Origin of the sequence: Pseudomonas sp. 8 R 14 (assembly GCF_900005955.1) — a bacterium.
GTDB classification, from domain to species: Bacteria; Pseudomonadota; Gammaproteobacteria; order Pseudomonadales; family Pseudomonadaceae; genus Aquipseudomonas; species Aquipseudomonas marginalis.
The window spans coordinates 1-12,243 of record NZ_CVTH01000060.1 but is presented as its reverse complement, the minus strand read 5'-3'; the positions used below and the strand labels follow the sequence as shown (position 1 = coordinate 12,243).

The 12,243-nt window shown below is 63.3% G+C and carries 9 protein-coding genes; 5 read left to right on the top strand and 4 right to left on the bottom strand.

What is annotated here, in order from left to right:
• Positions 1 to 399: 399 nt before the first annotated feature.
• Complete coding sequence (locus BFQ01_RS14935) at positions 400 to 999, bottom strand: helix-turn-helix domain-containing protein (protein WP_065925862.1); 600 nt, start codon at positions 997 to 999, stop codon at positions 400 to 402.
• Positions 1,000 to 1,281: 282 nt separating this feature from the next.
• On the opposite strand from BFQ01_RS14935, the gene glnT reads away from it, so the two are divergent.
• The 5 genes from glnT to BFQ01_RS14910 all read left to right on the top strand — a co-directional run bounded on the left by glnT (position 1,282) and on the right by BFQ01_RS14910 (position 7,030).
• Entirely contained in the window at positions 1,282 to 2,616 is a 1,335-nt protein-coding gene (gene glnT / locus BFQ01_RS14930; protein WP_065925861.1) for a type III glutamate--ammonia ligase, read from the top strand.
• Positions 2,617 to 2,638: 22 nt separating this feature from the next.
• The gene (locus BFQ01_RS14925; RefSeq protein WP_065925860.1) at positions 2,639 to 3,544 is read left to right on the top strand and encodes a class II glutamine amidotransferase; all 906 of its coding nucleotides are present in this window, start codon (positions 2,639 to 2,641) and stop codon (positions 3,542 to 3,544) included.
• Positions 3,545 to 3,555: 11 nt separating this feature from the next.
• Entirely contained in the window at positions 3,556 to 4,230 is a 675-nt protein-coding gene (locus BFQ01_RS14920) for a GltB/FmdC/FwdC-like GXGXG domain-containing protein (RefSeq protein ID WP_027603580.1), read from the top strand.
• Positions 4,231 to 4,244: 14 nt separating this feature from the next.
• Complete coding sequence (locus tag BFQ01_RS14915) at positions 4,245 to 5,567, top strand: FMN-binding glutamate synthase family protein (protein WP_027603581.1); 1,323 nt, start codon at positions 4,245 to 4,247, stop codon at positions 5,565 to 5,567.
• Between the two features lie 137 nt (positions 5,568 to 5,704).
• The gene (locus BFQ01_RS14910; protein WP_065925859.1) at positions 5,705 to 7,030 is read left to right on the top strand and encodes an ammonium transporter; all 1,326 of its coding nucleotides are present in this window, start codon (positions 5,705 to 5,707) and stop codon (positions 7,028 to 7,030) included.
• A gap of 552 nt (positions 7,031 to 7,582) precedes the next feature.
• On the opposite strand, the gene folD is transcribed toward BFQ01_RS14910, so the two are convergent.
• From folD to BFQ01_RS14895, 3 genes are all read right to left on the bottom strand, one after another.
• Positions 7,583 to 8,575: a bifunctional methylenetetrahydrofolate dehydrogenase/methenyltetrahydrofolate cyclohydrolase FolD gene (folD, locus tag BFQ01_RS14905; protein WP_083221223.1), complete on the bottom strand. Its 993-nt coding sequence runs from the start codon at positions 8,573 to 8,575 to the stop codon at positions 7,583 to 7,585.
• 16 nt (positions 8,576 to 8,591) lie between these two features.
• Complete coding sequence (locus tag BFQ01_RS14900) at positions 8,592 to 10,271, bottom strand: APC family permease (protein WP_065925857.1); 1,680 nt, start codon at positions 10,269 to 10,271, stop codon at positions 8,592 to 8,594.
• Between the two features lie 74 nt (positions 10,272 to 10,345).
• The coding region (locus tag BFQ01_RS14895; protein WP_065925856.1) for a DUF1989 domain-containing protein at positions 10,346 to 12,243 on the bottom strand (1,898 nt) is incomplete at its 5' end.

Here is a 12,243-nt window from a genome sequence, read left to right as displayed (position 1 = left end):
ATACCGAGCCTAGGCGAGGTACCGAGTGGTGGGGCAAGAGCCCTTTGGTTACTTTGGGGCTTTTCCAAAGTGACCCGCCGTAAGGGCGGAACCCTAAGCCGCCGTTACCGCAGCAACGGATATGTACTCACCCAAACCCCAAAAAGCGGTCGGCCCAAAGGCCGCCACGGAACCAAGCTCCCTCACCCCAAAGAGATTTTTCAGCCTGAAAGTTGTGTAGATACCCATGCCCCGATGAGGGCGTGTCAGTTGATGCATCTGTGGCTGACCCACTGCAATCGGGGGCAAGTCGAACCGTCGCACCGCCCCTCCCACAGGTTGATCTGCATACATCCGGTAGACCTTGCTCCGATGTTTGATCTTAGCCGGCCGTGACCTGAACAACGGATATGCCCACGATCACTCCTTATTCCCCCCATAATTCATGATCGACAACAACCGAATCGGCACCCGCACCAACTCCTCCGGCCCATGGGGAATCTCGCCCTCAAACGTCAAGCTGTCCCCGGCCTCCATCCGATACAGCTGGTTGCCATGCCGGTAAATCAACTCCCCCTCCAGCAAATGCAGAAACTCCGTCCCTGGATGGGCAAAGGTCGGAAACTCCTCACTGGCGTCATCCATGCTGACCATGTACGCCTCGAAGCTCTTCTTCGGTCCGCGCGTGTGGTTGAGCAGGTGATAGGTATGCCCTTTCTCGGTCCCCCGGCGCACCACTTCCATGCCCTGGTCGGCCTTGACCAGCAAGGCGCTGCCATCCTGCTGGTCGTATTCGCTGAATAATTTCGACAGCGGCAGCCCGAGCACATCGCACAGGCGGCTCAAGGTATCGAGGCTGGTGGAGACCTGGGCGTTCTCGATCTTGCTCAACATGCCCTGGCTGATATCGGCAATCTTCGCCACGTCGGACAGCTTCAGGTCCTGGGCCTGGCGCTGGCGTTTGATCTGCAGCCCCAGGTATTGCTCGAGCTTGAGGCGCGGGGCGGTTTCGGTGGACATGATCATCGGCTCCTGCACGGTTTCCGTTCAGTAATATTATTTTCGCACTGGGAAAGTGCAAGGTCTGGCGCTTGAAGGCCACCCCGCTGTGCGTATTCCTGCGGGGAAAAGAATTTTCCCATATATACAGCACAAAAGCGCAGCTCCACCCACTTCGATGTGTCGATCGCGATTATGGCAAGGGTATTGCATTCCTGCAGGGAAACTAACTTTCTTTTTAGGAATAAAAAGACAGCCTAGGCCCACCCACACGGTTTTGCCTTTCGCGAGGAGTGACACGCAATGTTGCCAGCAGAAACCCAGCGCATCATCGATAAGCACGGGATCAAATACGTGCTTGCGCAGTTTGTGGATATACACGGTGCGGCCAAGACCAAGTCGGTGCCCATCTGCGGGCTCAAGACGGTGGCCGAAGAGGGCGCGGGGTTTGCCGGTTTTGCCATCAGCGGCATGGGCATGGAACCCCATGGCCCGGACTTCATGGCGCGCGGCGATCTGTCGACCTTGACCCCGGTACCCTGGCAGCCAGGTTATGGGCGCGTGGTGTGCGTCGGGCATGTCGACGGCAAGCCTCATCCCTACGACAGCCGCTACGTGCTGCAGCAACAAGTGCAGCGCCTGCAGGACAAGGGCTGGACGCTGAACACTGGCCTGGAGCCCGAGTTCAACCTGATGCGCCGCGACGAGCACGGCAAACTGCAACTGGTAGACCCCAGCGACAACCTCGACAAGCCTTGCTACGACTACAAGGGCCTGTCGCGTTCGCGGGTGTTCCTCGAGCGCCTGACCGAAGCCTTGCAGGCGGTGGATTTCGAGGTCTATCAAATCGACCACGAGGACGCCAACGGCCAGTTCGAGATCAATTACACCTACAGCGACGCCTTGACCTCCGCCGACCGTTTCACCTTCTTCCGCATGGCCGCCGGCGAGATCGCCAATGACCTGGGCATGATCTGCTCCTTCATGCCCAAACCCGACCCGAAGCGCGCCGGCAACGGCATGCACTTTCACCTGTCGATCAGCAGCTTTGATAACAAAAACCTGTTCCATGACGCCAGCGACCCGAGCGGCATGGGCCTGTCGAAACTCGCCTATCACTTCGCCGCCGGCTTGCTCGCCCATGGCCCGGCGCTGTGTGCGTTCGCCGCGCCCACGGTCAACTCCTACAAGCGCCTGGTGGTCGGCAACTCGTTGTCCGGCGCCACCTGGGCCCCGGCCTTTATTGCGTTTGGCGCCAACAACCGCTCGGCCATGGTGCGCGTGCCGTATGGCCGCCTGGAGTTCCGCCTGCCGGATGCCGGCTGCAACCCCTACCTGGTCAGCGCCGCGATCATCGCCGCAGGCCTGGACGGTATCGATCGCCAGCTGGAAATCGACCACGTCTGCAACGAAAACCTCTACAGCCTGAGCCTCGAGCAGATCGCCGAGCGCGGCATCAAGACCCTGCCGCAATCCCTCAAGGAAGCCTGCGACGCGCTGGAAGCCGACGCGCTGTTCGCCGAAGTGCTCGGCCCGCAGATCGTGGGCGAGTTCATCAAGCTCAAGCGCATGGAGTGGGTGGAGTACAGCCGCCATGTGAGCGACTGGGAAATCCAGCGCTATACCGAATTTTTCTGACACCGTGTGACGGAGACTTGTTATGTGTGGAATCGTAGGCCTGTACCTGAAGAATCCGCAGCTGGAACCCCAGCTCGGCCAGCTGTTTGAACCCATGCTGCAAGCCATGACCGACCGTGGCCCGGACAGCGCCGGTTTCGCCATCTACGGCGATGAAGTCGCCGATGGCTGGGTCAAGCTGACCCTGCAAGCCACCACCGAAGCCTTCGATTGGAAAGGCTTGATGGGCGAGCTGGAAGGGCGCCTCGGCTGTTCCCTGGACTGGTTCCAGAACGCCAGCGCCGCCGTATTGAAGATCCACGCCGACGAAACCCCGGTGCGCCTGGCCCTGGCCGAACTGGCGCCGAGCGTGCGCATCATGAGCGCCGGGCAGAGCATCGAGATCCTCAAGGGCATGGGCCTGCCCCAGGAAATTTCCCAACGCTTCGGCCTGGCAAACATGCAGGGCAGCCACATCATCGGCCACACCCGCATGGCCACCGAAAGCGCGGTGACCATGGAAGGCAGCCACCCGTTCTCCACCGGCGCCGACCTGTGCCTGGTGCACAACGGCTCGCTGTCCAACCACTTCCGCCTGCGCCAGGAACTCAAGCGCGAAGGTATCCACTTCGAAACCGACAACGACACCGAAGTCGCCGCCGGCTACCTGACCTGGCGCCTGCAACAGGGCGACTCGCTCAAAGAGGCGCTGGACCATTCCCTGGAAGACCTCGACGGCTTCTTCACCTTCGCCATCGGCACGCGCAACGGCTTTGCGGTGATCCGCGACCCGATTGCGTGCAAGCCGGCGATCTTGGCCGAGACCGACGACTACGTCGCCATGGCCTCCGAGTACCAGGCGCTGTCGAGCCTGCCGGGCATCGAGAACGCGCGGATCTGGGAGCCGGCACCGGCCACGTTGTACATCTGGGAACGCCCGTCAGCTTAAGGAACGCACACATGAAAACCATCGATCTTTCCACCGCCACCGTGCGTGATCTCAACCAGGCGCTGCACGCCCAGGCCATCGACAACGAGTGGCGCGTGACCCATTCCAACGGCAAGCACAACCTCGCGGTGGGGGTGAACCAGGCCGTGTCCATCGATATCGAGGGCCACGCCGGCTACTACTGCGCGGGCATGAACCAGCAGGCCTCGATCACCGTGCACGGCAATGTCGGCGTGGGCTGCGCCGAGAACATGATGTCCGGCTCGGTGCGCGTCAAAGGCAGCGCGTCCCAGGCGGCCGGGGCCACGGCCCATGGCGGTCTGCTGGTGATCGAGGGCGACGCGGGCGCGCGTTGCGGGATCTCCATGAAGGGCATCGACATCGTCGTCGGCGGCAGCATTGGCCATATGAGCTGCTTCATGGGCCAGGCCGGGCGCCTGGTGGTGTGCGGCGACGCCGGCGATGCGCTGGGGGATTCGCTCTACGAAACCCATATCTACGTGAAAGGCACGGTGGAGTCCCTGGGCTCGGACTGCGTCGAAAAAGAGATGCGCAGCGAGCACCTGCAAGAGTTGCAGGAGCTGCTCGACCGCGCCGGTTTCGCCCACCAGGCGGCGGATTTCAAGCGCTACGGCTCGGCCCGTCAACTCTACAACTTCAAAGTCGATAACGCCTCCGCGTACTGATCAGGAGCTCCACCATGACTGAACAAACCCCTCCGGTCCTGCGCGAGTCGGCCACCTTCGACCGCCTGACCATCCAGGAAATCCAGCGTGCCGCCGAAACCGGCATCTACGACATTCGCGGTGGCGGCACCAAGCGCAAGCTGCCGCACTTCGATGACTTACTGCTGCTCGGCGCCAGCGTGTCGCGCTACCCGCTGGAAGGCTATCGCGAGAAGTGCGGCACCGATGTGATCCTCGGCAACCGCTTCGCCAAGAAGCCGATCCACCTGAAGATCCCGGTGACCATCGCCGGTATGAGTTTCGGTGCATTGTCGGCCAACGCCAAGGAAGCCCTGGGCCGTGGCGCGACCATCGCCGGCACCAGCACCACCACCGGTGACGGCGGCATGACCCCGGAAGAGCGCGGCCAGTCCCAGCACCTGGTGTATCAGTACCTGCCATCACGCTACGGCATGAACCCGGATGATTTGCGCAAGGCCGACGCCATCGAGATCGTCCTCGGCCAGGGCGCCAAGCCCGGCGGTGGCGGCATGTTGCTCGGCATGAAAGTCACCGAGCGTGTGGCCGGCATGCGCACCTTGCCGATCGGCGTGGACCAGCGCAGCGCCTGCCGCCACCCGGACTGGACCGGCCCCGACGACCTGGCGATCAAGATTGCCGAGCTGCGCGAAATCACCGATTGGGAAAAACCGATCTACGTGAAAATCGGCGCGAGCCGGCCGTATTACGACGTGAAGCTGGCGGTCAAGGCCGGTGCCGATGTGATCGTGCTCGACGGCATGCAAGGCGGCACCGCCGCGACCCAGGAAGTGTTTATCGAGCATGTGGGCATCCCGATTTTGTCGGCCATCCCGCAAGCGGTACAGGCTTTGCAAGAGATGGGCATGCACCGCAAGGTCCAGTTGATCGTGTCGGGCGGGATCCGCAACGGTGCCGATGTGGCCAAGGCCATGGCGATGGGCGCGGATGCGGTCGCCATCGGCACGGCGGCGCTGATTGCCCTGGGTGACAACCACCCACGGCTGGACGCGGAACTGAAAAAGATCGGCTCGGCCGCCGGCTTCTATGACGACTGGCAAAACGGCCGCGACCCGGCCGGCATCACCACCCAGGACCCGGAGCTGTCCAAGCGCCTCGACCCGGTGGAAGGCGGGCGGCGGTTGGCCAACTACCTGCGGGTGATGGTGCTGGAGGCGCAGACCATGGCCCGTGCGTGCGGCAAGTCGCACCTGCACAACCTCGACCCCGAGGACCTGGTGGCGCTGACAGTGGAATCGGCCGCCATGGCGCGGGTGCCGCTGGCGGGGACCAGTTGGGTGCCGGGTTCCGGTTACTGAGTTTACCCCCCCTGTAGGAGCGAGCTTGCTCGCGAAGATCGTCAACGATAACGCTGGCACCCTGGATGAACGCGTTGCCTGGACGTTTTTCGCGAGCAAGCTCGCTCCTACACACTTCTGTTGCAGGAGCTTTGAACATGATCAATCGTCTTCTCGGCAAATCCCTTATTGGCTTATTGGCGACCGGTGCACTTGTGCCCCTCGCCCAGGCCGCCGACGCCCCCACCTTGAACACCGGCAGCACCGCCTGGATGGTCACCGCCGCCGTGCTGGTGCTGTTCATGTGCTTGCCGGGGCTCGCGTTGTTCTACGGTGGCCTGGTCCGTGCGAAAAACATGCTTTCGCTGTTCACCCAGTGCTTCGGCATTGCCGGCTTGGTGGGCGTGCTGTGGGTGATCTACGGCTACAGCATGGTGGTCGACACCACCGGCATGGTCGAAGGGCAGGTGACCTTCAACAGTTTTGTCGGCGGCCTGAGCCGCGCCTTTCTGGCGGGCATGACCCCGGAGAGCCTGGTGGGGGATATTCCGGAAGGGGTGTTCGTGACCTTCCAGATGACCTTCGCCATCATCACCCCGGCCCTGATCGCCGGCGCCTTTGCCGAACGCATGAAGTTCTCGGCGGCGCTGCTGTTCATGGCCATCTGGTTCACCCTGGTCTATGCCCCGGTGGCGCATATGGTCTGGGGCGGTTCGGGGGCCTTGATGCATAACTGGGGCGTGCTCGACTTTGCCGGCGGCACCGCCGTGCACATCAATGCCGGTGTGGCTGCGCTCGCTGCGTGCCTGATCCTCGGCAAGCGCAAGGGCTACCAGAACACGCCGATGCCGGCGCATAACCTCAGCCTGACCATGGCCGGCGCGGCGATGCTCTGGGTCGGCTGGTTCGGCTTCAATATCGGCTCCGGTGGCGGCCTCAGCGGCACCTCGGGCATCGTCATGCTCAACACTCAGTTGGGCGCCTGCGCGGGGATTCTCGGCTGGATGTTCACCGAGTGGTTCAAGGTCGGCAAGCCCAGTGCCCTCGGCCTGGCCAGCGGCGCGTTGGCCGGCCTGGTGGGGATCACCCCGGCGTGTGCCTACGTGGGCGTCGGCGGTGCGTTGGCCATCGGCTTGTTGTGCGGGGTGTTCTGCTACTTGAGCGTGACGGTGTTGAAGCGCCGTTTCGGCTACGACGACAGCCTCGACGTGTTCGGCCTGCACGGCATTGGCGGGATGATTGGCGCGGTGTTGACGGGCGTGTTCTGTGTACCGTCCATGGGGGGCCTGGTGGAAGGCGTGACCATGGGCGGGCAGGTGGTTGCCCAGCTCAAGGGGGTGCTGCTGACTACGGTGTACTGTTTTGTGATCAGTTGGATCATCCTCAAGGGGGTCAATGCCCTGGTTGGCTTGCGTGCCCATGAGTCGGTGGAGGAGATGGGGTTGGACCTGGCCGAGCATAATGAGCGGGCCTACAACCACTGATCATTCCCCCTGAGTAAACGCAGCTCAAAATGTAGGAGGGGAGCTTGCTTCCGTGATGGCTCAGGAGCCGACGACTATCTAACTGATGCCCCGCTACCTAAATGTGGGAGGGGGCTTGCTCCCGATGGCGGCCTGACAGCCGACCAGGATGTTGGATCAGTTCGAGTACATATTCGTTGCTGCGGTCACGGCCGCTATGGGTTCCGCCCTTACGGCGGGTCACTTTTGGAAAAGAGCCCCAAAAGTAACCAAAAGGGCTCTTGCCCCACCACTCGGCACCTCGCCTAGGCTCGGTGTGCCCGTAATCCGACAGTGATGTGGGGGGCCGCCGCCACGCGCCATCCATGGCGCGGGGCGGCTAAACCGGCATCCCTGCCGGTTTACCCCCCAAATCACTATCGGATTCCGGCCAGCGTGGTTAACGGGGCGCCTGAGATCAAGATCAAGATCAAGATCTAAAGCAAGATCAAGATCTACAGCAAGAGCAAGAGCGGCTCGCTTCGCATCGTGGTTACCATTGTAGATACCTATGCGCCGACAGCGGTCTGCCAGTCAGCTTGGTTGTAGCTGAGCCACGGCCATCGGGGGCAAGTTCCCTCCCGCATTTGCCTTGCTGCGTTGCAGCTGGCTCGCCACCAGGGTGTTCTTCAGCAGGTAGGCAATCGTCATTGGCCCCACACCGCCGGGCACCGGTGTGATTGCGCTGGCCACGGTGCGTGCGCTGGCGTAATCCACATCCCCCACCAACCGTGTGCCGGTCTCGGTGGTGATGCGGTTGATCCCCACATCAATCACCACTGCGCCGGGCTTGAGCCAACTGGCGTCGATCAACTGCGGCCGGCCTACGGCGGCGACGACGATGTCGGCTAAACGGCACAACGCCGGGGCATCGACGCTGCGCGAGTGCACCACGCTGACCGAGCAGTTGGCCTGCAGCAGCAGGGTCGCCATGGGTTTGCCGACAATGTTCGAACGACCGATCACCACCGCGTGCAAGCCGCTCAAGTCGCCGCAGGTTTCGTGCAGCAGGCGCATGCAGCCGCTGGGCGTGCAGGGCGTGAGCACCTCGATGCCTTGCACCAGGCCACCGACGTTTTCGCGGTGGAAGCCATCCACATCCTTGATCGGGTCGATCGCGTGGATCACTGCCGCTTCGTCGATATGCGCCGGCAGCGGTAACTGCACCAGGATGCCGTTGACCGTCGTGTCGGCGTTCAACTGGGCAAGCAGGTCGAGCACCTGCGTCTGGCTGGCATCCTCCGGCAGCCGGTATTCCAGGGAGCGAATCCCGACTTCCTTGGCCCGCAGCAGCTTATTGCGCACGTAGACGTGGCTGGCCGGGTCATCGCCCACCAGCAATACCGCCAGGGCCGGGTAGATTTGCTGCGAGGCGAGCAGCAGGACCTCTTCGCGAACCTCGTCGAGCACCTGGGCAGAGATGGCCTTGCCGTCGATATCGCGGGCAAGCGTGGGGAGAGAGCTGGTCAAAAGCGTCACCGTTGTCTGGGGAAATAAGGCGCTGAGGGATAAGACTCCCTCAGCCATAGGCAGGCCGGAAGGCTCAGGCTACCAGTTGATGGCAGGCATACACCACCAGCACACCGGCGACCAGCGTGGCATAGGGCAGCCAGCCGGCGCGGCGCTGGCCGTCATCGGCCTGGATATACAGGTCGGTGAGCATGGCGGCAGGGAAGCGGCCCTTGTCCTGTACATAGTGGCGGTAGCAGAACACCGGCAGGATCAGCAGCGCCAACAGCAAGCCGGTGACCAGCGTGCCTGCGCCCCAAATGTCCGCGCCCAGGCCCATGCAGGCCAGGTTGACGAAACTCAGCACGCCGCCGGCCGCCAGCAGCACGGTGGGGGCTTTGTACGGGCGCACCCAGTCGGGGCGGTCCAGGCGGTGGATCCAGCCGGCATTGAGGTTGAGGAAGTTGAAGATGATGTAGCTGACGTTGGACGCCGCAAGCACGAATACGTAGTCCGACATCAGCAACAGCAGCAGGTTGAACGACAGGTCGGTCCACATCGCCGCGGTTGGCGCACCATGTTCGTTGGTGCGCCCCAAGTACTTGGGCAGCCAGCCATCCACCGAGGCCTGGTACAGGGTGCGCGACGAACCGGACATCGAGGTCATGATCGCCAGCAACGTCGCCAGCACCAGCATGATCAGCACGACATTGGCCACCACCTTGCCGCCGCCGATGCTGTCGGCCATCACCTGGCCAACGCCCATGCCGCTGTAGATCGCGGGCGAGAGCAGGCCGCTGTACACCGCGGGCGTCACGATTGCGCCACTGGCGTCGAGCACCGCCGGCGTTACCAGTTGGCCCAGCCCGAGGCTGCCTTGGAACGCCAGCGGCACCAGGGTGAACACCAGGATGCACAGCAGGCCGGCGTAGAAGATCGCCTTGAAGGTGTCGCGCTTGGGGTCCTTGAATTCGCGGGTGTAGCACACCGCCGTTTCAAAGCCGTAGGTGGACCACGCCGCCATGAACAGCCCACCGGCCATCAGTGACCAGCCGGACATATCCCACGGCCCATCGATGACTTGCCCGGCCGCATCATGGGCCAGGGGGTACAGCGGCAGGAAGTTGGCCTGGGTCGCATCCCCGGTGAACAACGGCACCACGCCCACCAGCAGCAGCGGAATCAACGAGGTGACGCCGAGCACCAGGGTCAGGCGCGCCGACCGCAGGATGCCGCCGTGCTGCACGGCAAACACCGTGAGCAAAATCAACAAACCAATGGCGAACGTCGCGTTGATGCGCAACGACAGGCCGCTCTTGACCCAGCCCAGGTCCAGCAGGGTCAGTTGCCAGGTGTTGATCAACGCATCGGCGGGAAACAGCGCCGTGAGGATATACCCCGCCGCCAGCCCCGAACCGATGGACAGCACCGGCGACCAGGCCAGCCAGTTGCACCACACTGACACCGGTGCGATCAGCTTGCTGTAGCGCACCCACGCCACCGCGCCGTACACCGAGGCGCCGCCGGATTTGTGCGGGAACAGCCCGGCGATCTCGGCGTAGGTGAAGGCCTGTATAAACCCGAACAGGATCGACACGATCCACACGATCCATGCCGGTTTGCCCACCGTGGCGGCGATCGCACCGATGGAGAACAACACCAGCGCGGGCACGCCACTGGCGACCCAGAAGGCCCCGCGCCAGTCGATCTTGCGGTGCAGGCTGCCCACCGAGCCGGCAGCCTGCGGTACAGCCTCGAACGTCGTCGCTTCCATCTTCGTATTCCCATGTCTGAATAGCGGTTAGGTTGGGGCAGTCAAAATGGGTTGGCACACACGTTTCGGGACGATCAGCTGCGCACCCGGCTTTTGTCCGGGTCGTAGAAAATCGCTGCGCTGACCGTGGCGCTGATGCGCTTCTGCAGGCCATCGACTTTGCCAATCTCAAGTTCAGTGCCGGGCTCGGCGCAGCTCACGTCGACCCGGCACAACGCGATATTGCTGGCCAGCAGCGGTGAGCGGCAGGCACTGGTGATCACCCCGACCTGGGCTCGGCCCTGGTACACCGGGTCGCCATGGTGGGCGGTTTCGTTGCCGCTCAGGTGCAGGCCGACCAGCTTGTGGCTGGGGTGTGCGCTGCGCCGCAGCAGGGCGTCGCGACCGATAAAGTCATCGGTCTTGCTCTTGAGCGGCACGCTGAAACCGATACCGGCCTCGAACGGATCGGTCTGGTCGCTGAACTCGTAGCCGGCGAAAATCAGCCCGGCTTCGATGCGCAGCAGGTCCAGGGCTTCCAGGCCCAGGGGCACCAGCCCCAAGGGTTGGCCGAGTTGCCAGATGCGGTCCCAGACCCGTTCGGCGTCTTCGGGCTGGCACCACACCTCAAAGCCCAGTTCGCCGGTGTAGCCGGTGCGCGAAATCATCAACGGGCAGCCGTCGAAACCGTCCAATCGACCGACCAGGAAGCGAAACCAGCCGAGGGTTTCCACACTCGGTTGCGTGGGCGGGGTCCAGACCATCTGCTTGAGCAGCTCGCGACTCAGCGGCCCCTGCACCGCCAGGTTGTGAATCTGCTCGCTGGCGGACTTGACCCACACCTTCATGCCCAGTTTCTGTGCCTGCTCGCGCAACCACACGCCGGCGTAGTCTTCGCCGCAGATCCAGCGGAAGTTGTCCGGGCCCAGGCGCAGCAGGGTACCGTCGTCGAGCATGCCGCCGTGGGCGTGGCACATCGCCGAATACACCACCTGGCCCACCGCCAGGCGCCGTACGTCGCGGGTCAGGCAGTACTGCAACAGGGCTTCGGCGTCGGGGCCGATGATTTCGAATTTGCGCAGGGCGGTCAGGTCCATCACCGCCACCCGTTCGCGGCAACCGAGGTATTCCTCGGTGACGCCGTAACCGTCGTAGCGCAGCGGCAGCCACCAATTGCGGTAGTCGGTGAAGCTGCCGGTGAGGGCGCGGGTACGTGAGTGAAACGCGGACTCACGGGTGAGGGTCGGGTCGGCATCCGCCGTGGTTCGAGTGCTCATGGCGATGGAAAAACGCTCCTTCTCGCTGTAGATGCGGACATGGATATCGGTCGGGTTCCAGCCATTGGCCGGGTCAATGTCATCCGGGCACGAGGTACTGCCACACAGCAGGTCGGTCATGGCCCGCAGCAGCACATAATCGCCGGGCCGTGACCAGGGTTCATCCAGGGTCATCTGCTGGTGCGCATCGATACCGGTGTTGAAGAAGAAGTTGATCGCCGGCCAGCCGTTGCGCGCCTGCACGCCATGGGGGGCGAGGACGCGGCTGAGGTTGTCGCTGCAGTTGTCGTGCCCGAAATAGCCATGGGTTTCGTAGTAGCGCGCCGCGCAGGCCAGGGCGAATGAATCGTGGCGCCCGACCGTGTCTTGCACCACCTCCAGCATCGGTTGCATATGGCGGTCGAAAAACTTCGAAAACAGCCCCGGTGCCGGGTAGGCGCTGCCGTTCAGGGTGCGCGTGACGGTCTGGTCCAGGTCCAGCTCGACGCCGCGATCCAGGGCGCGCCGGTCGAGGGCGACGAAGTCCGAACACTGGCGGCCCGCGACGTCCAGCACCTGGATGTACTGCCCTTTGGCGACGGTGTAGCCGTGGGCCGTGCCCGCCCGCAGGGTGAATTCGTCGAGTACATCGCCCAACGGCTCGGGCAGGGCCGGCAGCAGCAGCGGCGATGGATTGGCCCGCGTCACTATCAGACGCAGCTCGCTGGGCCGGTATT

What these genes read in the sequence shown, in the direction of transcription:
- BFQ01_RS14915 (WP_027603581.1), top strand. Translation starts at nt 4,245, where the DNA reads ATGACTGAACAAACCCCTCCGGTCCTGCGCGAGTCGGCCACCTTCGAC.
- BFQ01_RS14925 (WP_065925860.1), top strand. Translation starts at nt 2,639, where the DNA reads ATGTGTGGAATCGTAGGCCTGTACCTGAAGAATCCGCAGCTGGAACCC.
- BFQ01_RS14920 (WP_027603580.1), top strand. Translation starts at nt 3,556, where the DNA reads ATGAAAACCATCGATCTTTCCACCGCCACCGTGCGTGATCTCAACCAG.
- glnT (WP_065925861.1), top strand. Translation starts at nt 1,282, where the DNA reads ATGTTGCCAGCAGAAACCCAGCGCATCATCGATAAGCACGGGATCAAA.
- BFQ01_RS14900 (WP_065925857.1), bottom strand. Translation starts at nt 10,271, where the DNA reads ATGGAAGCGACGACGTTCGAGGCTGTACCGCAGGCTGCCGGCTCGGTG.
- folD (WP_083221223.1), bottom strand. Translation starts at nt 8,575, where the DNA reads ATGGCTGAGGGAGTCTTATCCCTCAGCGCCTTATTTCCCCAGACAACG.
- BFQ01_RS14910 (WP_065925859.1), top strand. Translation starts at nt 5,705, where the DNA reads ATGATCAATCGTCTTCTCGGCAAATCCCTTATTGGCTTATTGGCGACC.
- BFQ01_RS14935 (WP_065925862.1), bottom strand. Translation starts at nt 999, where the DNA reads ATGTCCACCGAAACCGCCCCGCGCCTCAAGCTCGAGCAATACCTGGGG.